This window comes from Polyangium sp. 15x6 (genome assembly GCF_029960785.1).
Classification (GTDB): domain Bacteria; phylum Myxococcota_A; class Polyangia; order Polyangiales; family Polyangiaceae; genus Polyangium.
In genome coordinates this window covers 13,761-38,147 of the sequence record NZ_JASBQE010000109.1, presented here as the reverse complement: position 1 = coordinate 38,147, position 24,387 = coordinate 13,761, and the positions used below count along the sequence as shown (strand labels likewise).

Here is a 24,387-nt window from a genome sequence, read left to right as displayed (position 1 = left end):
CGGGCGGGGTCGGCGGCGTCGGCGGCGCGGGCGGGGTCGGCGGCGTCGGCGGCGCGGGCGGGGTCGGCGGCGTCGGCGGCGCGGGTGGCTCGGGCGGCACGCCTTGCCAGAACCCCACGGATTGCCCGGCGAACACGGCTTGCCGCGAGTGGGACTGCGTTCAGGGGAAGTGCGAGGCGACCGACGCGCCCGACGGCATGGGCCTGCCCGACCCGACCGACGGCGACTGCAAGGACCTCGTCTGCGACGGCATGGGCGGCGAGAGGGAGATCGACGACGAGCAAGACACGCCGTCCGGCGACGGCAACCCCTGCACGGACTCGGCCTGCGTGAACGGCATGCCCATGCACGTGCCGACGCCCGGCGACCCCTGCCAGGGCGGCGTGTGCAACGAAGCCGGCATGTGCGTCGATTGCTTGGACGACGGGGACTGCAACGATCCGACGCCGAAATGCCACGAGTACACGTGCGTGGCCTGTGTCGCCGACGCCGACTGCACGGGCGCGAACGCGACGTGCCTGCCCGACCACACGTGCGTCGCCTGCGACGACGGCGTGATGAACGGCGACGAGACCGGCGTCGATTGCGGCGGCACGTGCCCGAAGAAGTGCATCGCGGCGGCGTGCGCGAACAACGACGAGTGCGGGAGCGGATTCTGCGCGGACGGCGTCTGTTGCGACACCGATTGCACCGGGACGTGCAAGGCGTGCAACGTCATGGGCCAGGAGGGCACCTGCTCGAACGTGCCGGTCAACCAGGACGACACGAACGCCATGACGACCTGCATGGGCAACAAGGCCTGCGACGGGGCCGGCGTCTGCAAGGGCGAGGTCGGCGCCCCGTGCAACGCGAACGCCGATTGCCTCACCAACAAGTGCATGGGCGCGGGCGCGAACAAGACCTGCCAGCCCTGATCGAAGCCGCGCGCCGGGTCTCCATGGAGGCCCGGCGCCCGTTCGCCCGCTCCGGCTACTGCCGGAAGATCTCCACCCGCTCGAGCACCACGTCCTGCACCGGCCGATCCCGCGTGGTCTGGACGTTCGCGATCTTGTTGACCACGTCCTGACCACTCACGACCCGGCCGAAGACCGAGTGCTTGTTGTTGAGGTGCGGCGTCGGCCCCTCCGTGATGAACCACTGCGACCCGTTCGACCCCGGGCCGCTGTTCGCCATGGAGAGCACGCCCGCCCCGTCGTGCCGGAGCTCCGGGTGGAACTCATCGGCGAACTTGTAGCCCGGTCCGCCTGTGCCCCACCGCGCCCCCGTGTCCAGGTGACGCGTGAGCGGATCGCCGCACTGGATCATGAATCTCGGGATCACCCGGTGGAAGCGGACGCCGTTGTAGAGCGGGTTGTTCTGCTGGGCCTGCCCGGTCTTCGGGTCCGTCCAGCTGATCGTGCCCGTCGCGAGGCCGACGAAGTTCTTCACGGTGTTCGGCGCGCGCTCCTCCTCGAGCCGGATGATGATCTCGCCGAGCGTCGTGACGAGCCGCGCGTGGAGTTGCCCTTGGCCGGGCACGTTGATGGCCGGAAATTCCATGTCTCTTCCTTCCTTCTTTACCTGGGGCCATCGGGCCCCGATCCCCCTCAGACTTTTTCGAACAGAGCCGCGATCCCTTGCCCCACGCCGATGCAGAGCGACGCGAGGCCGAGCTTCTTTTCGCGCGCCTTCATCGCGTGCACGAGCGTGCAGGCGATCCGCGCGCCCGACGAGCCGATCGGGTGGCCGAGCGCGATGGCGCCCCCGTTCACGTTGACGCGCGACGGGTCGAGCTCGAGCGCGCGCACGCACGCGAGCGCCTGCGCCGCGAACGCCTCGTTCAGCTCGACGAGATCCACGTCCGAGGCCTGAAGGCCCGCCCGGGTGAGCAACTTTCGGACGGCGGGGATCGGCCCCTCGCCCATGAAGCTCGGATCCACGCCGGCCGTCTGGCTGCCGAGCACGCGCGCGAGCGGCGTCACGCCCGCCTGCGCGACGACCTCCGCCGACGCGAGCAAGAGCCCCGAGGCGCCGTCGTTGATCGGCGAGGAGTTGCCCGCCGTCACGCTGCCGCCCTTCTTGAACACCGCCGGCAGCTTCGCGAGCGCGTCCACCGTCGTGCCTTCGCGCACGGACTCGTCGCGGTCGAACAGCACGGGATCGCCTTTCTTTTGCGGGATCGGCACGGGCACCACCTCGGCCGCGAAGGCCCCGCCCTTCCACGCCTCGGCGGCCCGGCGCTGCGACTCGACCGCGAAGCGATCCTGATCTTCTCGGGAGACGCCGTACTTCTCGGCCACGTTCTCGGCCGTCTCGCCCATCGAGATCAGCGGGAAACGCGCCTTCATCCGCGGGTTCTCGTACCGCCAGCCGAGCGTCGTGTCGTAGACCGGCGGCGGCGTGCGATCGAACGCGCTGGCCTGCTTCGGCATGGAGAACGGCGCGCGCGTCATGCTCTCGACCCCGCCCGCGATCACGCACGACGCCTCGCCCACGGCGATCATCCGCGCCGCGTCCGCGACCGCTTCGAGACCCGAGCCGCAGAGCCGGTTCACCGTCACCGCCGGCACCTCGTACGGCAGGCCCGCGATGAGCAGCGCCATGCGCGCGACGTTCCGGTTGTCCTCGCCCGCCTGGTTCGTCGCACCGAACACCACGTGATCGAGCCGCGGTGCGAGCGCCTCGTTCCGCTTCGCCAGCGCCGACACGACGTGCGCCGCGAGGTCGTCGGGCCGCACGCTCGCGAGCCCTCCGGCGTAACGCCCGATCGGCGTGCGGACGGCGTCGACGACGTAGACCTCGCGAGGCAAAAGAGACTGTCGCGTGCTCATGCGAAGGGACTCTAGTCCCAGCCCCCGAGCCTTCGCAAAGCTTCGTTTTCCTCACCCTTCGCGGCGCGCGAGGTGAGCCTTCATGCGCCTCGCATCACGTGCATTCGATGCGGCCGCGCATGCGCGCAAATCCTGCGGACATGATGCGCTTGGAGGAACGTCACAGACGGACCGAGACGCAGCACGTTTTCTCCGGCGAGGCCTTTTTGTCGCGTGTCACGATGAAAATGAAGGTACGCTCCGGAGACGTCATCGCGTGGGGGGGAGCGCCGCGCACCGACGGATTGCCATGAAAAGCACCGAGCACCGAGCGCGCGAGCCCGGTCCTACCGAGGAGCAACTCGCCTTCCTGGCGCGAGCCGGCGAGCGCCTGGCAAGTTCTCTCGATCTGCACACGACACTCGCGAATCTGGCCCGCCTGAGCGTGCCGACGCTCTGCGATTACTGCGTCATCGACCTGCTCGAAGAAGACGGACGCCTGCACCGCGTCGAGGCCGTGCACGTCGACCCCGCCAAGGAGCACCTGCTCACGACCCACGCGTTGCCGCGCGAGAGCGGCCTGTGGTTCGCCGATGTCGGCCCGCGCCTGCTCGCGCGCGGCGAGCCCCTGCTCACGCCGAGCAACGACGCCGTCCCTACCCCGCGGAGCCACCCGTTCTTGCCCGCGTCCGTGCTCGGCACGATCTCGTCCATCAGCGCGCCCCTCGTCGCCTCGGGCCGTACGATCGGCGTGCTCACGCTGGCCACGGCCGACTCGGGCCGGAGGTACGGCCACGCCGATCTCGCGATCGCCCAGGACCTCGCCCGGCGCGCCGCGCTCGCGATCGACAACGCGCGCCTGCACGCCGCCGAGCAGCGCGCCCGCGAGGCCGCCGAGCGCGCCGCCGCCCGCACCTCGCGGCTGCAAGCCCTCACCTCGAGCCTGGCCGCGGCCCTCACGCCCGCCCAGGTCGCCGACGCCGTGCTGCAACAAGGCCTCGTCGCCGTCGAGGCCCGCGCCGCCGCGCTCGCGCGGTGCACCCAGGACGGCTCCCTCGAGATCATCGGCGCGCTCGGGTTCGTTCTGGGCACACTCTCGCGCGGCGCCCGCATCGCCGAAGATGCGCCGGGACCGCTGGCCGAGGCCGTGCGCAAGAAGCAGCCGCTCTGGCTCGAAACCGAGGCCGCCGTCGCCGAAGCGCGGGCCCTCGCCGAGCTCGATCCGGAGGGCCAGGCCCCGCCGAAGTCGCTCGCTTGCCTGCCCCTCCTGGTCGACGACCGGGCCACGGGCGCGATCCTCTTCTCCTTCCGCGAGCCCCGCGTCCTCTCGCACGAGGACCGCTCGTTTTTGCTCACGCTCGCGCGCCAGTCGTCGCAAGCGATCGAGCGCGCGCGCCTCTACGAGGCCACCGAGCGCGCCCGCGCCGCCGCCGAGCTCGCGACGATGCGCCTCGTCGCCCTGCAGCGCATGACGGCCGCGCTCTCCGACACGATGAGCCGCATCAAGGTCGCCGAGACGATCGTCGACCACGTGCGCGACATGCTGCCGAGCTGCAAGGCCATCGTCGCCACCGTCTCCGGCGACGGCGAGCACCTCGACCTCGTCCGCGCCATCGGCCACACGCGCGAGACGCTCGACCGCTACGACTCCATGAAGCTCAGCTTCGCCGCGCCGCTCACGGACGCCGTCCGCAGCCAGGCGCCGCTCTTCCTCGACGAGGAGACCTACCGCGCGCGCTACCCGCACCTCGCGCACGGCACCTCCGACGTGCCGTGCTGCGTCGCCGCCGTGCCGTTCGTCGTCGAGGATCGCGCCATCGGCGGGCTCGCGCTGCGCTACCACCGGTCGAGCCGGCGCGCGAGCGAGGACAACGCGTTCATCCTGCACCTCGCCCGCACCTGCACGCAGTCGCTCGAGCGCGCCTACCTCTACGAGGCCGAGCGCAAGGCCCGCGCCGAGGCCGACGTCGAGCGCAGGCGCCTCGCCCTGCTCGCCGAGGCGAGCGCCGTGCTCAACGCCTCGCTCGATCCCGCGGCGATCTCCGAGGCGCTCGCGCGCGTCGCCGTGCCGAACTTCGCGGGCTACTGCATCGTCTGCAGCCTCGACGAGGACGGCACCCCGCAGTTCGTGAGCGCCTTGCACGAGGATCCCGAGAAGGAAGCGATCCTGCGCGACATGCGCTCGCGTTATCCCTTCGGCCCGAACCACCCGATCAGCGAGGCCGCGCGCACGGGCAAGGCGAAGCTTCTGCGCATCATCGACGACGCCACGCATTGCTCCATCGCCGCCGACGACGAGCACCTCGCGATCCTCCGCCACATCGGCACCACGTCGTCGATCGTCGTGCCGCTCATCGCGCGTGGCCACACCCTCGGCGTGCTCTCGTTCGGCACCACGCGCGCGCGCTACACCCAGGCCGACCTCGCGCTCGCCGAGGAGCTCGGCCAGCGCACCGCGCTCGCGCTCGACAACGCGCGCCTCCTCCACGAGGCCCAGGAGGCGAGCCGCGTGAAGGACGAGTTCCTCGGCGTCGTCTCGCACGAGCTGCGCACGCCGCTCAACGCCATCCTCGGCTGGGCGCGCATGCTCCGCACCGGCGCCGTCCGCGAGGGCAACCAGCCGCGCGCGCTCGAATCGATCGAGCGCAACGCCGTGCATCAAGCGAAGCTCATCGACGACCTGCTCGACGCCTCGCGCATCACGGCCGGCAAGCTCCGCCTCGACCCGTCGACCCTGGAGCTCGGCCCCGTCGTCGAGGCCGCGGTCCACTCCGTCACGCCGGGCGCGACGAACCGCGAGATCACCCTGCACACGGCCTTCGACCCGGGCAACGTCCCGATCTTCGGCGACCCGAGCCGGCTCCAGCAGGTCGTGTGGAACCTGCTCTCGAACGCGATCAAGTTCACCCCCAAGGGCGGCCGCATCGACGTGCGGCTCGCGCGCGCCGGCGACGAGGCGGTGCTCGTGGTCCAGGACAGCGGCCGCGGCATCCGCCCCGAGCTCTTGCCGCACATCTTCGAGCGCTTCCGCCAGGGCGACGGCACGCTCACGCGCGCCTCGGGCGGCCTCGGGCTCGGGCTCTCGATCGTGCGTCACCTCGTCGAGGCGCACGGCGGCACGGTGCGCGCCGAGAGCGACGGCCCGGACACGGGCGCGAAGTTCACGGTCAAGCTCCCGATCGCCAAGCCGCGCCCGCTGCCCGCAGAGGGCCCTCCGGCCGACGAACGCCGCGCCGAGAAGCGCGCGCTCGCGGGCTTGTCGATCCTGGTCGTCGACGACGAACCCGACGCGCGGGAGATCCTCTCCGAGATCCTCGACATCGCGGGCGCGACCGTGAAGACCGCGGCCGACGCGGCCGAAGCCCTGCGCATCCTGTCCGACTTCGTGCCCGACGTCCTGGTCTCGGACCTCGCGATGCCGGGCGACGACGGCCTCTCGCTCATCCGCAAGATCCGAAGCCGCACGCCGGATCGGATCGCGACGGTGCCGGCCATCGCGCTCACCGCGTACACCCGGCCCGAGGATCGCGTGCGCGCGCTGAACGCGGGGTTCCAGATGCACGTGCCGAAGCCCGTGGATCCGACGGAGCTCGTCGTCACGATCGCGAGTCTGCGGACGCTCCTGGCTTGAGGCTCAGGGCCCCGGCGGCGGGCAAAGCTGCAGGCGACCGATGATTTTTCCGCCGGCGGGGAGTCCATGGCGCCAAAGGAGGACCTCATGTCCCACAAGCTCTTCGTCAGCCTGCCCATCAAGAACCTCGATCGCACCGTGGCGTTCTTCAAGGCCCTCGGCTTCACGTTCAACCCGAAGTTCGACTCCGAGAACGGAGCCTGCATGCTCATCGGCAAGCACGCCTACGCGATGCTGGTCGTCGAGGACCTCTTCAAGACGTTCACCAAGAAGCAGATCTGCGACACCAAGACGCACGTGGAGGGGGCCTACGGGATCTCGTGCGAGAGCCGCGCCGAGGTGGAAGCGATGTGGACGAAGGCGCTCGCCTGCGGCGCCAAGGACGGGGGACCGCCGGAGGACCACGCGTTCATGTACAGCCGGAGCTTCGAGGACCTCGACGGGCACCACTGGGAGGTGGTGTGGATGGATCCAAAGGAGGCCGTGCAGTAAGCCGCGCGGATCTCGCGCCGTTGACGCTCCAATGGCTCGCGCGCCGACGAGCCCCTCGTCGGATCCGGGGTGAAACCCCGGCGCTACGCACCGGAACACCCTCTCAGGGCTGCCGGCAATCCGCAGGGACCTTGCAGACGCCGGTCGCGCTATCGCAGCTCGCGTGCGCGCGCTCGAAATGCGCCCTTACCTCGGGATCGTCGGTCTGCGCTCGGCAATCCGAGGGGCGCGGCTCGTTGGCCATGCAGAGCGTGACCACGTCCCCAGGATCGCTGATCTCTCCCTTCCGCTCGACGTTCTGGCACAGGCCGGCGGAGCACGCGTACTCGACGTTCGAAAATTGCGGGCACTCGTCGTCCGCGTCGCACGCGACGAACCTGCACATCGACGCATCCGTGAACCACCCGCCGCTGTCCAACCCGACGGCCGAGCAGATCTCGATGAACCTATCCCAGGAATGCGAATAAAAAACCCTGCCGGGGCTGCCGCTGCCGCTGTCGCACGGCACCGGCGGCGGCGCATCGAGGGGCTTTATCGCGCAGCCCTCGTCGTCAGTGCACGTCAACGAGAACGTCGCGCCTGTCGTGTCCCGCAGGACCTCGGGGTTGGAGTTCCCGCAGGAGATGTTCAGCGCGGCGGAGAGAGCGACCAGCAGCCACACCCCCCCGGTCAGACCGTATCGAATCTTGCGCATCGACATGTTGCTGTCCATACGGCACACGGCCGGATGCTGTGTCAAGTGTGAGCATGAATCCGCCCGCCGCTTGCCGCCTACGCTCCCGCGGTCGCCTCGACGCCCCGTTGGGGCTCGCCTCTCGCGCCCCGCAAGCCTCGCGGCCCTGCCTCCCAGTTCCGGTCATTGAGGCTTTCCGGTCGCCAGCCCGCAACTCGCACGCTCCACCTGCGATTCTTGGTCCCCACGCGTGCAGGATGAGAATCATCTCGCGCAGTTGACGCTCCAATGGCTCGCACAGCCGCCCAGACGCTCATCCACTCGCGCGCTGATGAACCCCTCGCCAGCCGAGTGAACCAACTGCCCGCGCTCCGACGCCCTCTCCCCTGCCGAGGCAATCACCCACCCACCCTCCGAAGCCCCCATCGGCTCCCCAGGCGCCCACCCGCCCACGCGCCGACGTGCCTCTCCCCTGCCGAGGTGCCTGCCCGCCCGCCCTCCGCCCCCTCCTCGGCTCCCGATTCCGCTCCCGCTCCCGCTCCCCGCGCGAGCTCCTCCGCTCGGGCAGCCAGGGGCGACGCTTGACGCGGAGCCTCAGAAGGGCGCGTCGTCGTCGTCGCGAGGATCGACCGCCACGCGATCGTCGACCATCACGCCGGTGTCGACCGTGTACGCGAACGTCGACGGGCCCGTGGGGTTCGCGGCGTCGACAATCCAGACCCGCTCACCGCTCATGAACGCCACGCGCTTGGCGTCGGGAGAGAACGCCGCGGCTTCGCACCTGCGATCCACCCACGCGATCACGTCCGAGCCGCGCCCCAGGGCTCCGCGGATCCCCCGTTCCCACAAGTGGTCTAGCCCAAATTCGGCGATGTTGCGGACCCACCAGACCTTGCCCTCGTCGTCGCGCGCGACGGCTTCGCCGAAGTCGGCGGAGTCGAGGGCGATCCCGCGGGCCTCGATGATCGGGAGATCCTCGGGTATCGACGCTTCGTCGAACCGCCCGAAGCTGCTGACCCAGCCCGTCGCCAGGTCGAGGACCCAATCGTCGAGCGCGATCCGTTGCCCGTCCGGCGCGCAGGCATGGATGAAGTGACGATCTCCCCAGCTCGACGCGTCGAAGGAGACCCCATCGACCGGGTTGTCGATGACGCAGTCTTCGGGCTCGCGGGACCTGTCGCTGTCGATGACGTAGCAGCGCATGGCCGCGGGCCAGGGGCCCGAGTGCCAGCGTTCTTGCGCAGCGTCGTACACCCATACGCCCGCGACGCGAACGTCGCTCGGCACCGAGTCGTCGATCGCCCCCATTCCGCGTGCTTGGCGGAACTCGACCCAGCGCTCCACCGCGCGATTCATGCGAATCCCCGGCGGCAGCGATATCTGGAGACGGCAGTCTTCTCCGCGGAGACGGTAGACGGCGCCGTCGATCTGAGCCCACAGATCGGTGCCCACGAACGCGACCTCGCGGATCCGCGTCTCGGCGACGGGAGCGCCCGCAAGGCGCACCGCCCGCGTGGGGATGCGCTCCATTCTCAAGCCATCGACGAGGAGGGAAGCTCCAGACATTGTTATCACTCGCAGGTTGCGGCGCTGAACGGACCGACAGCGCCCAAGGTTAGCGGGCGCTTAGGGCAAATAACCAGCCAATTTCACCCTCGAGCAGGAACCGTCGCCCCGCCGCCCCCCGCCGCGGCCGTATCCCCGACTACGGCATGACGCCACCACACGTGGGCCTCGCGCGGAACGTCGAGCTCGTCCTCGAAATTCTCTTGCACTGCGGGCACACGTACGCATCGGCGCCGGTCGGCGCTGTCAGCCGCAGAAACGACAAGCATTCTCCATCCATACCCGCCTGCCGCACGTACACCCCATCCAGCACGAGCGTATGCGCGTCGCCATCGCGCGCGCCATGCCAAACGAAAGGGACGCCGATTACCGAGCACTTCACCGATCTTCACCTGGCGGCCGCCACCCTCCGCCATGGCGGTCGCCACACCTGGCAAGGTCCACCGCCCACCTGACGCTCGACCTGCCCCTGCCTTCCTCAAGAACGGTACATAAACAGATCCCTGTTGCCGCTTCCGCTCCCGCTCCCGCTTCCGCCTCCGCCCCCGCCTCTTTCCTCCTCCCTCCCCACACGTGAACCTTTACATCCCCCTCCCCCCTCACGTACGGTCCCTGCCCAAGGAGGAATCCAATGTCAGCACCCAGCTTTGCCCACGTCCCCGAGGAGGGCTTTCAAGCCTTCGTCCAGGCCCTCTCCGACGGCCCCTGGGCGCTCATCGACACGACATCCTATCAGGCGGCAGGCTCCTCATCGTCGGCCAAATCCCTCTCCGACGCACCCGTGCAAATCACCTGGAAACTCCGCCTCACCTGGGCCCTCGCGGCCCTTGGCGCGGCGCGCGGCGGCGCGGATGCCGCCAAGGACGCGGATATCGCATGGGATACGACGCAAAAGCGCCTCGGCGCCCTCCTCCTCGCCGCGACGCACGACCCGAACCCTGACAAACGCGCGGCTGCCGCTCGATTGCAAAAGGCTTTCCTGCGCGGCGCTGGCACCAGCCAGACGAATCTCCGCTATCAGCAGGAAGTCGATTTCGGCCGCGCCCAGCTCGAGCTCACCAAGCAGCCCCAGCACACCGCCGACATCACCCTCCTCGACCTCGAAACCGTCATCGCCGAAATTCAACAATCGACCGACGCCCTCGCCGACGCCATCGGCCACGGCGAAGGCACGGGCCGCCGGCCGAGCGAACGCCGTCGCGCCGCGGTCGCTGCTTGCGCTGCGGCCTTCAGTGAGGTGGTGGACTCCATCGCGTGGATACACGCGCACGGCGCGCCCGATGACCTCCCGCGGACCCAGCCCCTCCTCGAATCCCTCCACGCGCTCGCGAAGCGATACCCCGCGCCCTCGCCCGGCACGATCACGCCGGCGCCGACCGTTGAACCTTCCAAGGAAGGTTGAGCCGAGCGTCGCCCGCCCGGGCAACGCGCGCCCCTCCCCTCACCATCCTGGACAAGGGTGACCCGAACCGTCGCCCGACTCCCCCACGCCGCGCCGCGCCCTCGCGCGAGCGCGCGACGCGGATGTCTTGCCTTGCGGGATGCGGGGGACGGGGCGGGCGGGCGTTGCGCCGCCCGACAACGCCGCGGCGTGGCGTTGTGCCGTCCGACAACGCCGCGGCGTGGCGCGCGCGGGGCCGGACGACGCTACGTGCGTGTCAGTGATTCCCCATCGCCTTGCGCAGCGGCTTGTTGAACGCTGCGATCGCGAGGCCGGCGGCGACGCCGAGGCCCATGAGCAGGAGGAAGAAGTTCGTCGGCGACCACTTCGTGTAGAGAATGCCGATGTAGCCGCTCAGGATGTTGCCGAAGAAGCTCGACATGAACCACATGCCCATCATCATCGACACGAACCGCACCGGCGAAACCTTCGTCACGAGCGACAGGCCGATCGGCGAGAGGTAAAGCTCGCCAATCGTGAGCAGCGCCGTGCAGACGAGCGGCCACATCACGCTGCCCTTGCCCCCGCCGATCATCTGCGCGCCCCCGACCATCACGATGAACGAGAGGCCGAGGATGATGCAGCCGACGGCCATCTTCGTGACGCTCGACATCTCCTTGCCGCTCTTCGCCTGCGCCGCCCAGATGCGGTCCAGGATCGGCGCGAAGAGGAAGATGAAGAACGGGTTGAACGACTGGAACCAGGTCGAGGGGATCTGGAAGCCGAAGATGACGGGCCAGACGGTCTTCTCGTCGGCCCACGTCTGCATCGTGTTGCCCTGCTGCTCGTAGACGGCCCAGAAGATGATGTTCAGCGCGCAGAGGATGACGAGCGCGCCCATGCGCTGCCCCTCGTTCTCCTCCTTCACCACGGCCTGGGGTTCCCCCTTGTTGTCCTCGCGCTTCTTGAGCGTGTCCGGCGCGAGCGTGCTCGGCCCGAAGAAGAACTGGATCAAGAGGCCGAGCACCATGCCGATGCCCGCCGCGAGGAAGCCGTACCGCCAGCCGTTGTTCTGGGCGAGGGTGCCGCAGACGAGGTTCGTCAGGAACGCACCCAGGTTGATGCCCATGTAGAAGATCGTGTACGCGCCGTCGCGGCGCTTGTCGCTGGGCGGATAGAGGTTGCCGACCTGGGTCGAGATGTTCGGCTTGAAGAAGCCGTTGCCGATGATGAGGAGCCGGCTCGAGCGATACGTGTATCCCGTCGCCGGGGACGTGCCGATCGACAGATTCACGCTCGACCATGCGGAGCTCGTCATGCGCGGCATCCCGCCCGAGCGCGCCTCCGCGACGCGGCGGCATGTCGCGCAGATCCTCCACCGCCTCTGCGCGATGGCCGTCTTCCCGCTCCGCCTCATCGCCGCGAGCCCCCTGCCCCGCGGCTTCCTGCCCAAGGTGGGGGCCGGCAAGGCGAAGGGGTGGATATACCCGGACGAGGACGCGCGGCTGCTCGCGTCGGTCGAGGTGCCGCTCGCGTGGCGCGTCTTCTATGGGTTCCTCCATCGCGAGGGGCTGCGCCGGAGCGAGGTCGCGCGGCTGACGTGGAGGGACTTCGATCTCGAGCGCGGGGCGGTGACGCTCGATGAGAACAAGACGGATGACCCGCGCGCGTGGGCGCTATCGGCCGGAGTGGCAGCGGCGCTGCGGGCCTGGCGAGAGGTGCGGGCGCGGGAGGGGGCGGACGTGGGGGATGATGCGCTCGTGTTTGTTGATGAGTGCGGGGAGGAGATCGGGGAGAACCACGCGGCGGAGCGGTATCGGGAGCACCTGCGCGCGGCGGGGATCACGCGGCCGGTGCTGTTCGAGAAGAGCAAGGCGCGGCAGCCGATCCGGCTGCATGACACGCGGGCGACGTTCATCACGATCGCGCTCGGCGAACGGGAAGAGCGAGGCGTGGGTGCAGGATAGGACGGGGCACAGGTCGAGTGTGATGATTAATCGGTACAGGCGGGCGGCGAGGACGGCGGCGGAGCTTGGACTGGGGGAGTTGGGGCGGTTGGATCTGGCGATCCTCTGGGCAGCATGATGTGTCACGTGGTCGCCCATCGCACGCCCCTTGGCTGCTCCCGTTTACAGCCGCAGCACTGCTGAAGCTGCCGGGGGACGCGCTCCAAGGCGCTCAGTCTTCGGGGCGAGCCCGGTAGAGATTTGCCGCGCGGTGTCGCTGGCCCGTCCTGAACTCCGGGAGCTGCTCCACGATGCCGAGCTCCAGAACCTTCTTTCGGAAGTTACGCCGATCGAGCGCGTGTCCCAGCACCGCCTCGTATAAGCGCTGCAGCTCGGGCATCGTGAACTTTTCTGGCATCAGGGCGCCGCCGAGCTGAAAGGAGCGCGCACGGATCCGCAGCGTGTCGAGCGCGCGGGTGATGATGGCGTCGTGGTCGAGCGTCATCGGAGGCCGGGCGCGCACGTCCCACCAGCGACACTCTTCCACCACGTTGCCGAGGTTCAGCCGCACCTCGGCGAACCGCACCAGTGCCAGGTAGCCGATGCTCACGATCCGACCTGCGAGCCAGTGCCCCTCCGGCACCTCTACACCCATCGCAGCGAACGCGGGGCGCACCTCGCTCCCGCCCCGGTCCAGCGCGCCGAACGCGTGAAACTGCTCCAGATTCTGCGTCAGGCTCGTGCGCTCGCGCAGGACGCGCTGCGCCGCCGCATCGAGCGACTCGTCCCAGCGGACGAAGCCGCCAGGCAGCGACCAGCGATCCAGGTTCCGCCACCGCAGAAGCAGGACCTCGAGCGCCTCGCCATCGAATCCAAACACGACGCAGTCCAGGCTGAGGTGAGGGATCACGTCCCTATCGATGGTGGCGAAGAACTTCTTGAGCGGGGCGGCAGGATCCATGGTGGGGCGCTCGAGGTGTCGTGACGACGGCCGCGCTGACACCGGGACTCTAACCCTGGTTGGTTGTGTCTTGCAAACGCAACCAGCCGGTGCTAGTTGTGTATGTAGTACGCAACCAGCGTGGTCGAGAGGTGCCTGCAGCTCCTGGGTGGTGCTGCGGCTCTCGGTCGCGTCCTGAGGTCACTTCACGCGACCTGGAGGATATTCATGCATCCGTCCGCTTCGATTGCGCTTGGGGTCGCATTCGCACTCACCTTTGCTGCGGCCTGTGGCTCCGGGGGCGCGACCTCGACGAGCACCGGCACTGGCGATGGCGGCGGGGGCGCGACCTCGACGAGCACCGGCACTGGCGACGGCGGCGGGGGCGCCGGGGGCGCCGGCGAGGCACCGGTCGTGACGACCGACAAAGGCCCGGTCGCGGGTACATTCAAAGGCCAAACGAACGTCTTCCTCGGCATCCCTTACGCCGCGCCGCCTGTCGGCGCATTACGGTGGAAGCCCCCCGTGCCCGCCGCCGCCTGGTCAGCGCCGCTCGACGCGACGGCGTACGGTCCGGCGTGCCTTCAATCCAGTGAGGCAGGCAAACTCGCGCCGGGGACCAGCGAGGACTGTCTCACGCTCAACGTATGGGCTCCAGCGAACCCTGCCTCGGAAAAGGCCCCGGTGCTCTTCTGGATCCATGGCGGCGCATTCGCAGCCGGCAGCGGCAGGGATTTCGATGGTCAGGCCCTCTCGGAGGCCACGGGCGCCGTCGTCATTACCATCAATTATCGGCTCGGCCCGCTGGGCTTCCTCGCTCTCCCCGATCTCTCGGCCGAGGACGCCTCGCACCCCTCGTCCGGGATGTATGGAATCGAGGATCAGCACGCCGCGCTCGTGTGGGCGAAGGCGAACGTGCAGGCCTTCGGCGGTGACCCGGACAATGTCACCATCTTCGGCCAGTCCGCCGGCGGTATCAGCACCTGCCTGCACCTGCTCTCGCCGCAGAGCAAGGGGCTCTTCCAGCGTGCCATCCTCGAGAGCGGGACATGCACGACGGCGGCCATCACGAAGCAGCAGGCAGAGGCGACGGGCGCCGGATTCACGGATGCGCTCGGTTGCAGCAACGCGGTGGACAGACTCTCGTGCCTCCGCGGGAAGACCTCGGAGGAGGTCCTGTTCGCCGTGGCGGCCGGGTGGTTTCCATTCGCGGATGGCTTCAATATCCCGGAGTCGCCTCAAAAGATGCTCGCGGACGGAAACTTCACGAAGGTGCCGACGCTCCTGGGCACGAACAAGAATGAAGGCGGCGGCGGTTTGCCGATCCCCGACGACGCGACGTACGCGGCCACCTTGGAAAGCTTCTTTCCCGGAAAATCCGCGGAGATCATGGCCATGTACCCGAGCGCTTCCTATGGCTCTCCCGGGGCTGCGTTCGCCGAAGTATTCGGAGACGTCACGATGGTTTGCCCCACGCGCATGACGGCGCAGGCGCTGTCGAAGGCGGGCGTCGTGACCTACCTTTACCGCTTCGTCCACGAGCCGCTTGGAGCAGCGTTGGGCACGCCCCACTCGGCCGAGCTGCCGTTCATCTTCGGGGGGTGGGAGAACGTCGGGAACATCGGATTTGGGGATGAGAGCCTCACATTCACTCCCGAGCAGAAGCAGCTCTCGAGCGTGATGCAAAGCTACTGGTTCAACATGGCGAAGAGCGGAGATCCGAACAGCGCGGGCGCGGCCGCGTGGCCCCAGTACGACGCGGTGAGCGATCAGAATATCGTCCTGGATCTCACGCCGTCGACGCAGGCGGGGCTGAAGAAGGACCACTGCAATTTCTGGGACCAGCTCATGCCCTGACCGTCGACCAAACAAAGTACGCCGATCCATCCATCAGCCCCGGAGGAAATGAGACCATGAAGAGACACTCGGTGGTACATCAAGCGCTGCTCGGCATTCTCGCGGTGACGCTCTTCGCCTGCACGAGCGACGGCACGGACGCCGAGCCCCCGGTAAAGACCCCTCAAGAGGCCTGCGCCGCGCTCTCCGGCAAGACGATCGGCGGGGCCAAGCTCAGCGATCCGACGCTGGTCGCGGCAGCCAACGAAATTGGCGAGCACTGCAAGGTGACGGGCCTGCTGGGCACGAGCCTCCGGTTCGAGCTGTACCTGCCGACCGAATGGAACAAGAAGCTCTATTACCTGGGCGGCGGCGGCTTCGACGGATCCATTCCTGCCGTGAGCCTTCGTCCCTGGGACGCCTCGGGCGGGTATGTGACCGTGGCCTCCAATGGCGGGCACGACGATCCGATGGGCGCGGTGTTCCTCAACAACCCGGAGGTGCAAAAGGACTTCGGGTACCTGCAGATTCACAAGGTCCTCGGCGCCGTTCAGGAGATCGTCCAGGAGCGCTATGGCGAGCAGCCCGCGCGCAAGTACTTCGAGGGCTGCTCGAATGGCGGTCGCGAGGCGCTGATCCAGGCGACCCGCTGGCCCGAAGACTTCGACGGCATCGTGGCGCGAGCCCCTGCCTATAGCTTCACCGAGCTCTCTCTCGCCTTCCACAACAACATGAAGCACATGCTGGGCACGCCGGGGGGGAAGATCAGTGCGGCCAAGGCCGCCACCATCACCAGCGCCGTGCTCGTGGAATGCGACGCGCTCGACGGGACCGCCGACGGGGTGGTCAGCAACGTCGCGGCGTGCAACTTCGATCCGGCGAGCTTGCTCTGCGCGGCCGGGGATGACGATAGCTGCCTGACGCAGGAGCAGCTCGAGACCGCGCAAGCGATCTATGGGGAGTTCAAGCTGCCCGACGGCACCTCGATCTATCCCGGCTGGGGCCCCGGCGGCGAGGGTGAGAGCGAAGGCTGGTCGCCCTGGCTCATCGACGGCATCCAGGGAGTGATCCCGGTCCCGGGGCAGATGTTACTCGCCGAGTCGATCATCCGCTACTGGCTCATGAAGGACCCGAGCTACGACACGCTCCAGTTCGAGCCGGACAAGCACCTCCCCGAGATCGAGCAGGCAGCCGAAATCCTCGACGCGTCCTTCGATTTGAAGGCGTTCTTCGCCCGCAAGGGGAAGCTCATCCTCGCGCACGGGACGAGCGACTGGGCGATCAGCTACAAGGCCTCGATCGAGTACTGGAATGGCGTGGCCGGAGCCGTGGGAGGCGAATCCGCGCGGGACGCGAACATGGAGTTCTTCCTCCAGCCGGGCGTGCAGCACTGCGGGGACGGCGCCGGCGCCGATTTCGTCGATCTGCTGGGCCCCCTCGAAAACTGGGTCGAGGAAGGGAAGCCGCCTTCGACGCAGAACCTCGTCAGCTCGAAGCTCGACATGGCGGGGACCTCGAAATTCCAGCGACCGCTCTGCAAGTACCCGGAGTATCCGCGGTACAACGGCAGCGGCGACGTGAACGCCGCTGCCAGCTATACGTGCACGAAGCCCTGAGAAGGGCTTGCCATGAGACTGGCCGAGCAACCGCACGAGCAGCGCGAACCCACCTAGCGCCAGGGCGGCGGTCCCGTCTTCCGCCGCGCTTCATCTGCTAAATCCGAAGTTCCGGGTTCCGGTTGCGCCTTGACGTGCCAAACGTAGCGTTTACAGCCGAGCGTGGGACGCCCTTACGGCCATCCTGCGCTCAACCCGGAGTTCCCCCCATGCCCCGCCCCCGCACCGGCAACGCCTACCAAGCCCGCGGCAAGTGGAACGCCCGCGTCACCCTCGGCGACGGCCTCCGCCCGAGCATCCGCCTCCCGACCTGCACCGCGCAAGCCGAGCGCTTAGGGCAAATAACCAGCCAATTTCACCCTCGAGCAGGAACCGTCGCCCCGCCGCCCCCCGCCGCGGCCGTATCCCCGACTACGGCATGACGCCACCACGCGTGGGCCTCGCGCGGAAAGTCGAGCTCGTCATCGAATTCTCTGGCACTGCGGGTACACGTACGCATCGGCGCCGGCAGACAGCGAGCGCGAGACGTCCACCGAAGGCGCCGCCTCAGGGCTGCTCTCGCCGGTGCGCTTTCGGGAATGGCAGCGAGAGTTGCCCCAGGGGCACACGCTTACGCATCGGCGGTCCACGCGCCGAGAGCCCCGCGCGGGCCAACCCTTCGCGAATCGCATCCGGTGTAAGCGTAACGTTTCGCCACCGCATCGTGCTCGCACACTTCGGACACGCTGTCACATCGATGGCGAACACATGTCGCAAAAGCCACGCCCACGGCTTGCGTCGCGCTTTTCCTCCGGTGGCGTCGTCCACATCGAAATGCTCACCGAATAGAGGCAACTGCAAAAGCGCTCGGGTGGCGCGACGTTCGGCGCTGCCGATGACCGTGCCGACGAAACGACTTCTCTTCGCAATGCCGCATTCGGCGCGAGCACGCCGTGAAACCGCACCCTATGAAAACGCGGCGGCGGCACCTCACCAGGTACCGGCACACCCGCTCCACGCGTTTCCGATCCCGACCATCGATCGCCGCTCCCGCGTGGACGTTGAGACCCATCACGACGGCTACACGCTCATCCTCACGTATTCGGCTCGGCTCCACCACGCGCAGCGCAGGCGCTCGCGCCGCCACGCCATAACAAGCCATAAGCGCAGGCTCGATATCGTCTCCCACTTCACCGCCAGATAGGCCTTCGATCGAGCGGCCCCGGTTCTTCAATATCGCCGCCACCCGCTTTGCGGTCCGCTCGGCGACATTCTGGACCTCACCCTCCGTCGGCGCTGACAGCCGCAGAAACGGCAAGCATTCTCCATCCATACCCGCGCGCCGCACGTACACACCATCCAGCACGAGCGTATGCGCATGCACGTTCAGCCGCAGCGCCGAGTCGAATCGCTGGATGACTGTCACGGCTCCGGGAAACGCATCTTCAACGCTCGAAAGGCCAAACATACGCTTCGCGCGCCATCGATACGATCTCAATAGCTCCTCCACGAACGCGCCCACCACCGCCGCACACAATTCCCTGTCATAGCCAACCACCACGCGTAGTTCCCACGGTAGCGAACACATCCATTGGCGAAATTATACCTCCGGCAATACCTCCTCGGTCAGATGCACAGCGCCATCGCTCATCCGCCGTCCGAGGCATGATGGACAGAACCCACGTCGCTTGCACGAAAATGCGACCAGTCGCTCGAATCCGCACCCTTCGCATTCCACGCGCATGAGGCCGTATTCGAGAATCCCGCAGCGCAGATACTCCTCGACCTCGCGCACGACGAATCGCGGCAAACTCCCAATCGGCTCCACGCGCTCCCGAAACGAGTCCCAATACGAACGCACGACTCGGTAGAGAACCGTCTCCTCAGGTCGATGCCGCTCGTAGCGGTCGCCGTCGCCATGCAGTGCAGAAAGCGAACCGGAAGGCCCCACGCGCGTCCCCATCGCGCGCGCCATGCCAAACGAAAGGGACGCCGATTACCGAGCACTTCCCCGATCTTCCCTGGCGGCCGCCACCCTCCGCCATGGCGGTCGCCACACCTGGCAAGGTCCACCGCCCACCTGACGCTCGACCTGCCCCCGCCTTCCTCAAGAACGGTACACAAACAGATTCCCGTTGCCGAGTCCCTCACCTGCCCGCCCTCCGACGCCCTTCTCCCCTGCCGAGTTCGTGCTCCCCCTACGCCACCTCACTCTTCAGCCTTTTTCGTATGCCACGATGCCGATGTTATGGACGGACATTCCCCCGTCCCGGGAGGAGACCTCATGGCCGACGATTACATCGACTACATGGAGTGCGCCGAGTATGCCGATCACCTCTACACCGAGGGCCAGAAGCTCGTCGGCGCCTCGCCGCTGGTGGATGTCTCGGCCCTCCTCTCTTACGTGAAAGCCGCAGCGGACGCCGTCAGCGCCGAGCTCTCGAAACAGACGCTCACCACGAGCGCCGCGCGTGGCGGCCGCGCGGACGTCGAGGCCCAGGCGGAAGCCGGGCGCAAGCAGGTCGCGCGATTCTTCAAATACCTCGGCACGCTCGCCGACGACGTCCCCCATGACAAACAGGCCTTCTTCCCGGGAGGCAAACAAGGCGACGTCAAAAAGCTCAAGCCCGCCGACGTGCAAAAGAAGCTCGCGAAGGTGCTCGCCGGCTTCGATGCGGACGCGAACGCGAATCTCCCGGAAGCGGCCGAGTGGAAGGCACGGCTCGTGAAGGCCGAGACGGAGCTCGGCGCGGCGATCGAGCAAAAGACCTCGACGGTCGGGACGAAGATCATCCACACCGCGGAGCTCGTCGCCGCGAGGCAGGCCTTCCTCAAGGCATACACGAACGTCGCAAAGCCCCTCGTCCGTGGCCTCCTGGCGAAGCTCGGGCGCAGAGGACGAGTTCTCGGTTTACTTCAAGGACACGACGGTGGTGGAGCGGAGGCCCCGGAAGAAAGGGGCCGACGAAACCGTGGCCCCCTCCTGATTCGTCTTGACATGAGCGCGGCGGGGTGGGCCCGCCGCCCCCTTCCCTACTTGCCCGCCTGCTCCTGCACGAACTTCGCGAGCAGCGCCCAGCCGCGCAGCTCTGGCGCGAGCGAATCCTCGTCGTCCGTCTTGCCGTCGAACCGGTGGCAGCTCGTGCATCAGTTGCCCCACGAGCTTCTCGCCCGGCATGCCCTCGCCCGTAGGTCCCCCACCCTCGCGCGTGCTCCGCGCGCGCAGATCGGGCGGTTCTGATGTTGCACCCCCGGTCCTTGGCTTGCGGCGATTGCCGAAGGCACCGAGGCGCTCCGAGCCGCCCGTATCCAGTGTTGCGGCTCGTGCCGGGGAGACAACGCCGCGCGCTGGTATGCCTTCGGGGATGTCGACTGGGGTAACTGCAGGAATGTGACCGTAGCCTTCTGTCACGCGAATGGCTGGGGGTTCAGTCTGGCTCGAGGCTCACGGGCCGGGATGCCAGCAGTTTTCCAGGAAGGGCCGCGCTGTCCCAGGAGAACACCTCGCCCGACACATCGCGTACCGGTTTCTGCACACGCACGAACGGAAGCTGTCGCCGTGGGCCATTGTCATACATCGCCGATAGTCCGTCTGGCACTCTGCCAGGCAGAACGGCGACGCGGCCTCCGTGAGCGTGTCGGCCGAGGTCGCGAGCGCCGTCGGAGCTCCGTCGACCTCCACCACCTCGCGGGCCAGGGTCGTCTCCTCCGCGGCAGTGAACGTGGCGAGGGCGAACAAAAGCGCGAAAAACACAGCTGGTTTCATGCGGAATACCTCCTCACCTCGTCCGACCGCAACGGCCGTACCGCGCGCGGCCGGTGTCCCCCGTGCAAGCGTCGCTCGTCGCGAGTCACCGCCCGCCGTGCACGCGTGCCAATGGGAAGGGATGATCTGGAGGGGGGCGTGCGACGGGGCCTCCCTTGCGAGGCCCCTCGGCGGACTCAGGGCTTGCCCGCTTACGGCGTACACGCGGCCCGAGGATCGCGTGCGCGCGCTGAACGCGGGCTTCCAGATGCACGTGCCGAAGCCGGTGGATCCGAAGCACGAAAGGGAGCGAACGCACTGAACGGCTCTATTGTTGCAAGCCCCTGACGCCCAGCGCGGATCGCGTTCGGCGTTCACGTCTAGGGGGCAACATGGGCACGTTCAGCGCAATGATTCTGGCACTGGCCGCGGCTTCATCAGAATCGTCCAGCGCGTCCGTCGCTGATGATTCCGCTACCGTGCGCACGAGCGAGGCAGCCATGACCGCCGCCACCCCGCAAGGGATGGCATGTCGGGCCGCGTGTTGGACCGTGGCCACGATGGGATGCGGCCTGGTTGGGACGGTTTGCAGCGGAGCAAGCACGATCACCATCGGTGGAACGATACTTCCATGCATGTGGGCCGTGGTCGCCGCCTGCTCCGTGAACACGTTCGGCGCCTCGCTCTGCGCGGATTCCTGCCCCCCTTGAAAGGTGCTGCGATGAAGCCGTCCGGAATGCAAGTTCGGCGCTTTGCCGTGGGCCTCGCCGGCCTGCTCGGATTTTCCATTTTGATGGCACTGCGCGACGAGGTCTCCTCGATCTTCGGTCGCGCCGTCGTCGCGGCCGTGGCGGCGCTCGTGGGGGTGTCGGCCTTCATGTTTCTCCAGAAGACGCGCCCGTCCCGTCGCTCTCATTGAGATCATCGACCCGGTCCAATGCTTGGGGCCGCGAGCTCTGGGCAATCCCTACTCCCCAGGGGCCTTGCAGCAGAACGTGACCGCGTGCTCGGGGTTCGGAACGACGGCGCCCGTAGGCTCGCCGCCGCTCGACGCGCACGCGCCGGGGATGTACTCGGGCGGCGTGATCTCCTTGCTGCCGATCGCGAGACCTGGGAGCGCAACGTTCGAGCATTGCTCGACGAACGATGAAATCTCGACGTCCGACATGAGCTTCGAACACGCATCGTCCTGGAAGGTGCGCACGCGCGCGAGGCATCCCCCGCCGACAGGTGCGCCGCACTCGCACGCCGTGCATGCGCGGCCGTCGGCCGCGCCGGCTGTGTCGTCGTCGTAGGCGACGAGCTCCTTGGCGTTCCACGGCTCGGGGCACGCATGGATGCCGGGCAGTGAGATGCAGTGCGCGAACCCTTCGGGGAGCGGGGCCAAGGTCCGCACGCACGCTTCTTTCGGGTCCTCGCACGTCGGGAGGTAGCAAGAGATCGCGTGCGTCTTCCATGTCCACGTGGGTCCGCTCATCGAGGGCGTTCCCACGTGGGGTGGCTTCTCGGCGGGGATGACGACGGGCTCGCAACCATCCTCCATCGGCGGGCCGAGCGGCGAGACGGCGATCGACTGCGCGCAGAGCGTGCCGCTTCCGGCGGGGCACTGCGCACCCGCGGGGATCGCGTTCGCCGAGGTGCAGGAGCCGTCCCACTCCGCGGGGCCTCCGAAGGGGAGCGCGGTCCCCTGCTGTCCGCAGAGGGCGGCGCGGACCTTGATGGACTCCGGAAGCGTCGTGCAGGAGCCCGTTGGCTTCTTGCATCCGCAGGGTTCGCACGTCCCGTACTCCCATTCGAGATCGGCGAAGGCGCGCGTCCGGAGGCCCAAGTCCATGTTCTCGGGGCAAAACGTGGGGGCCTTGTCGGAGCCGCCGATCCAGACGGCGCGCGGTTCGTTCCATCCGTCGGGGCCTCGCGGGATGCACGGACCCGTGCATCCGATGGACGCGGTTTCGCCCTCGTCGCTCGCGTCGCTCGCGTCCGTTCCTGCGTCAGGCGGGACGCATGTACCGTCCTCCAGGCACACCCAGCCACCGAAGCACGGCGTATACACAGGATGGCACGAAATATACGTCGGGTCAGAACCACAGCCCTCCACACTCAGCGAGGCGGCTGCTACGAGCAGAGCGCATAGGAAAGAGAGAAAATACAATTTGGGTCGCATATGGAGCATGATACCCCCTCGACAAACCTAGGTCAACCCCCTCGACAAACCCTAGGAGGTCAACGCACGGCGGCCATGACGCTAAGTCCTGCCATGATCTGGTTGTCGCTCCAACCCGCCGGACCCCCGCCTACGACGAGCGGGTAGTTATCAACCAAGACGACTGCGTCCAGCAAGATGCGCACGTTCAGTGGCCCCAGAGGGACCGCCGCCATGGCTCCCGCGCCAAACCCTAAGAAGCGCTGCCACTCAGAAACAGCAGGGATGATTCTGGACCGATTGATCGCGCCACCGACCGCGAGCAGGCAGCCGGAAAACCACCGCGCCGTGCCGCAAAAGCCAGGCCATGCGCCAACGAGTGCACCGCGAACGGATACACTCTCGTCACGGGGTGAAAATGCCCCCCGTACATCGAGACGCCAAGAAAACACCTCACCGACCGGCCATTCTGAAAACGCAACGGCGCCAAACGCGGGCAGCGGGGAGACCGCGCTATAGATAACCGTTGTCCCAACGAACGGGGTCCATCTCCGGGGCTTCGAACCCGGCGTGGAGCTTCGGGCCGAGCTCGCCGGCCTCGACGCCGCGGGCGGCTCGGGAGCCGGCGGCGAACTCGGCGCGGGGAGGGGCGTGAGGTTCAGCGCAACGGGCGCGCGTTCGCCCTTCGGGGCCTCGACGTTCACGATCGCGTCCGCGAACCCTGGCAGGCTCGCGCGGACCTCGTGCTTTCCCGGCTCGACGAACACGAAAAAGTCGTTTTTCGTGCGGGCCCCGGGCTCGAGCTCGCCGTCGATCCGCACCTCCGCGCCGAGGTGAGAGACGGTGATGTCGAGGCGGCACACGAGAGGCCGCGCGCGTAGGTAGGCCTCGTGGATCTGCCGCTGCTCGGCGGGGGGCGCGCCGTGCCCGTCCATGATGGCGTCGAGCAGAAAGCCCACGGCTTCCGCCGTCGCCCCAGCTTCGAGCGCGACGAGACCGAGTCGGCCGCGGATACGTGCGTCCCGGCGTATCTGAAGCGCGGCGCTGTAGGCGCTGACGGCCTCGGAGAGCTTGCCCGCGGCGCGTGCCTTGTCGCCCGCGCGCACGAGCTCGGCGAAGCGCGCGGCTTCGTCGACGCGGCCGGGGGTGCTCGGCGCATCGGCGGCGCGCGCCAGGTTGGCGACGAGCACGAGGACCAGGACGAGCACGAGCTGCGCGAGCCGCGCGAGGCGAAGGGCCATCGAGCCGGATCGTATCCATGAACGACGCACCCGGGGCCCTCGAAAGCTCATCGGCGGGCGCGTAAGGGTTGCGTCGCGTTGAAGGCCAGCCGGTGGATGGCGTCCCAAACCTCGGCCGCTTCTTCGTCGGTCAGTTGATACCCGACGAACTGCTTTCGGCCGACGGTCCCCCCGCGCTTGAAACCCTCTTCGGTGACGTAGAAACGTCCGTCACTGCCGATGGCATACTCGGTCGGGAGCTCGGGGGGCTCGGCGGTGTCGTCGTTCGGGAGTTCGGGGGCCTCGGTTGTCGGTTCGTCCGTGGTCGACATGGCATCACCTCGCGGGCACGATGAAGGAACGGAGCCGGCGCGGCCGGGTCGTGCGCATCAAGAGACCGTCGATCGCGTGCGGGGTCGCGCTCGTGTCG

General features: G+C 68.0%; 18 protein-coding genes and 1 pseudogene. 9 read left to right on the top strand and 10 right to left on the bottom strand.

What is annotated here, in order from left to right; genetic code table 11:
* Window positions 1–914 (top strand): annotated as a pseudogene (locus QHF83_RS44655) (hypothetical protein); the annotation flags it as partial.
* Between the two features lie 55 nt (window positions 915–969).
* Here the strand turns inward: QHF83_RS44655 and QHF83_RS44650 are convergent.
* Entirely contained in the window at window positions 970–1,539 is a 570-nt protein-coding gene (locus QHF83_RS44650; protein ID WP_282424227.1) for a peptidylprolyl isomerase, read from the bottom strand.
* A gap of 47 nt (window positions 1,540–1,586) precedes the next feature.
* Window positions 1,587–2,810: an acetyl-CoA C-acyltransferase gene (locus tag QHF83_RS44645; protein WP_282424226.1), complete on the bottom strand. Its 1,224-nt coding sequence runs from the start codon at window positions 2,808–2,810 to the stop codon at window positions 1,587–1,589.
* A 289-nt stretch (window positions 2,811–3,099) separates the two neighbouring features.
* On the opposite strand from QHF83_RS44645, the gene QHF83_RS44640 reads away from it, so the two are divergent.
* Both QHF83_RS44640 and QHF83_RS44635 read left to right on the top strand, forming a co-directional pair.
* Window positions 3,100–6,420 (top strand): GAF domain-containing protein, encoded by a 3,321-nt coding sequence (locus tag QHF83_RS44640; RefSeq protein ID WP_282424225.1) that lies wholly within the window; start codon window positions 3,100–3,102, stop codon window positions 6,418–6,420.
* Window positions 6,421–6,507: 87 nt separating this feature from the next.
* Window positions 6,508–6,912, top strand: coding sequence for a VOC family protein (locus QHF83_RS44635; protein WP_282424224.1), 405 nt, complete (start codon window positions 6,508–6,510; stop codon window positions 6,910–6,912).
* Between the two features lie 103 nt (window positions 6,913–7,015).
* Here the strand turns inward: QHF83_RS44635 and QHF83_RS44630 are convergent, their stop codons facing one another.
* Both QHF83_RS44630 and QHF83_RS44625 read right to left on the bottom strand, forming a co-directional pair.
* Window positions 7,016–7,606 carry a hypothetical protein gene (locus QHF83_RS44630; RefSeq protein ID WP_282424223.1) on the bottom strand — a complete coding sequence of 197 codons (591 nt, stop codon included), beginning with the start codon at window positions 7,604–7,606 and terminating at the stop codon, window positions 7,016–7,018.
* A gap of 573 nt (window positions 7,607–8,179) precedes the next feature.
* Complete coding sequence (locus QHF83_RS44625) at window positions 8,180–9,151, bottom strand: hypothetical protein (RefSeq protein WP_282424222.1); 972 nt, start codon at window positions 9,149–9,151, stop codon at window positions 8,180–8,182.
* 631 nt (window positions 9,152–9,782) lie between these two features.
* Between QHF83_RS44625 and QHF83_RS44620 the strand changes: the two genes are divergently transcribed.
* Window positions 9,783–10,553: a hypothetical protein gene (locus QHF83_RS44620; RefSeq protein WP_282424221.1), complete on the top strand. Its 771-nt coding sequence runs from the start codon at window positions 9,783–9,785 to the stop codon at window positions 10,551–10,553.
* A 256-nt stretch (window positions 10,554–10,809) separates the two neighbouring features.
* Here the strand turns inward: QHF83_RS44620 and QHF83_RS44615 are convergent, their stop codons facing one another.
* The gene (locus QHF83_RS44615; RefSeq protein WP_282424220.1) at window positions 10,810–11,850 is read right to left on the bottom strand and encodes a peptide MFS transporter; all 1,041 of its coding nucleotides are present in this window, start codon (window positions 11,848–11,850) and stop codon (window positions 10,810–10,812) included.
* Here QHF83_RS44615 and QHF83_RS44610 point away from each other — a divergent pair.
* Window positions 11,807–12,499: a tyrosine-type recombinase/integrase gene (locus QHF83_RS44610; RefSeq protein ID WP_282424219.1), complete on the top strand. Its 693-nt coding sequence runs from the start codon at window positions 11,807–11,809 to the stop codon at window positions 12,497–12,499. The two genes, QHF83_RS44615 and QHF83_RS44610, sit on opposite strands and share 44 nt — an antisense overlap.
* Before the next feature lie 211 nt (window positions 12,500–12,710).
* On the opposite strand, the gene QHF83_RS44605 is transcribed toward QHF83_RS44610, so the two are convergent.
* Window positions 12,711–13,439, bottom strand: coding sequence for an NUDIX domain-containing protein (locus QHF83_RS44605; protein ID WP_282424218.1), 729 nt, complete (start codon window positions 13,437–13,439; stop codon window positions 12,711–12,713).
* Window positions 13,440–13,832: 393 nt separating this feature from the next.
* Between QHF83_RS44605 and QHF83_RS44600 the strand changes: the two genes are divergently transcribed.
* Both QHF83_RS44600 and QHF83_RS44595 read left to right on the top strand, forming a co-directional pair.
* On the top strand, window positions 13,833–15,275 hold the full coding sequence (locus QHF83_RS44600) for a carboxylesterase/lipase family protein (protein WP_282424217.1): 1,443 nt from the start codon (window positions 13,833–13,835) through the stop codon (window positions 15,273–15,275).
* Window positions 15,276–15,331: 56 nt separating this feature from the next.
* Window positions 15,332–16,870: a tannase/feruloyl esterase family alpha/beta hydrolase gene (locus QHF83_RS44595; RefSeq protein ID WP_282424216.1), complete on the top strand. Its 1,539-nt coding sequence runs from the start codon at window positions 15,332–15,334 to the stop codon at window positions 16,868–16,870.
* An 817-nt stretch (window positions 16,871–17,687) separates the two neighbouring features.
* Here QHF83_RS44595 and QHF83_RS44590 read toward each other — a convergent pair.
* Entirely contained in the window at window positions 17,688–18,407 is a 720-nt protein-coding gene (locus QHF83_RS44590; RefSeq protein ID WP_282424215.1) for a transposase, read from the bottom strand.
* Window positions 18,408–19,133: 726 nt separating this feature from the next.
* Here QHF83_RS44590 and QHF83_RS44585 point away from each other — a divergent pair.
* Together QHF83_RS44585 and QHF83_RS44580 are read left to right on the top strand one after the other, a co-directional pair.
* Entirely contained in the window at window positions 19,134–20,090 is a 957-nt protein-coding gene (locus QHF83_RS44585) for a hypothetical protein (protein WP_282424214.1), read from the top strand.
* A 1,225-nt stretch (window positions 20,091–21,315) separates the two neighbouring features.
* The gene (locus QHF83_RS44580) at window positions 21,316–21,513 is read left to right on the top strand and encodes a hypothetical protein (protein ID WP_282424213.1); all 198 of its coding nucleotides are present in this window, start codon (window positions 21,316–21,318) and stop codon (window positions 21,511–21,513) included.
* Between the two features lie 48 nt (window positions 21,514–21,561).
* Here QHF83_RS44580 and QHF83_RS44575 read toward each other — a convergent pair whose 3' ends face one another.
* From QHF83_RS44575 to QHF83_RS44565, 3 genes are all read right to left on the bottom strand, one after another.
* Window positions 21,562–22,428: a hypothetical protein gene (locus QHF83_RS44575; protein WP_282424212.1), complete on the bottom strand. Its 867-nt coding sequence runs from the start codon at window positions 22,426–22,428 to the stop codon at window positions 21,562–21,564.
* A gap of 389 nt (window positions 22,429–22,817) precedes the next feature.
* Window positions 22,818–23,945 (bottom strand): tetratricopeptide repeat protein, encoded by a 1,128-nt coding sequence (locus tag QHF83_RS44570; protein ID WP_282424211.1) that lies wholly within the window; start codon window positions 23,943–23,945, stop codon window positions 22,818–22,820.
* Between the two features lie 80 nt (window positions 23,946–24,025).
* Window positions 24,026–24,289: a hypothetical protein gene (locus QHF83_RS44565; protein ID WP_282424210.1), complete on the bottom strand. Its 264-nt coding sequence runs from the start codon at window positions 24,287–24,289 to the stop codon at window positions 24,026–24,028.
* Window positions 24,290–24,387: the final 98 nt, after the last annotated feature.

Coding starts and splice junctions, on each gene's coding strand:
- QHF83_RS44565 (WP_282424210.1), bottom strand. CDS start 24,289: ATGTCGACCACGGACGAACCGACAACCGAGGCCCCCGAACTCCCGAAC.
- QHF83_RS44595 (WP_282424216.1), top strand. CDS start 15,332: ATGAAGAGACACTCGGTGGTACATCAAGCGCTGCTCGGCATTCTCGCG.
- QHF83_RS44620 (WP_282424221.1), top strand. CDS start 9,783: ATGTCAGCACCCAGCTTTGCCCACGTCCCCGAGGAGGGCTTTCAAGCC.
- QHF83_RS44585 (WP_282424214.1), top strand. CDS start 19,134: ATGGCCGACGATTACATCGACTACATGGAGTGCGCCGAGTATGCCGAT.
- QHF83_RS44605 (WP_282424218.1), bottom strand. CDS start 13,439: ATGGATCCTGCCGCCCCGCTCAAGAAGTTCTTCGCCACCATCGATAGG.
- QHF83_RS44630 (WP_282424223.1), bottom strand. CDS start 7,606: ATGCGCAAGATTCGATACGGTCTGACCGGGGGGGTGTGGCTGCTGGTC.
- QHF83_RS44650 (WP_282424227.1), bottom strand. CDS start 1,539: ATGGAATTTCCGGCCATCAACGTGCCCGGCCAAGGGCAACTCCACGCG.
- QHF83_RS44575 (WP_282424212.1), bottom strand. CDS start 22,428: ATGGACTTGGGCCTCCGGACGCGCGCCTTCGCCGATCTCGAATGGGAG.
- QHF83_RS44615 (WP_282424220.1), bottom strand. CDS start 11,850: ATGACGAGCTCCGCATGGTCGAGCGTGAATCTGTCGATCGGCACGTCC.
- QHF83_RS44580 (WP_282424213.1), top strand. CDS start 21,316: ATGAAGCCGTCCGGAATGCAAGTTCGGCGCTTTGCCGTGGGCCTCGCC.
- QHF83_RS44635 (WP_282424224.1), top strand. CDS start 6,508: ATGTCCCACAAGCTCTTCGTCAGCCTGCCCATCAAGAACCTCGATCGC.
- QHF83_RS44640 (WP_282424225.1), top strand. CDS start 3,100: ATGAAAAGCACCGAGCACCGAGCGCGCGAGCCCGGTCCTACCGAGGAG.
- QHF83_RS44625 (WP_282424222.1), bottom strand. CDS start 9,151: ATGTCTGGAGCTTCCCTCCTCGTCGATGGCTTGAGAATGGAGCGCATC.
- QHF83_RS44645 (WP_282424226.1), bottom strand. CDS start 2,810: ATGAGCACGCGACAGTCTCTTTTGCCTCGCGAGGTCTACGTCGTCGAC.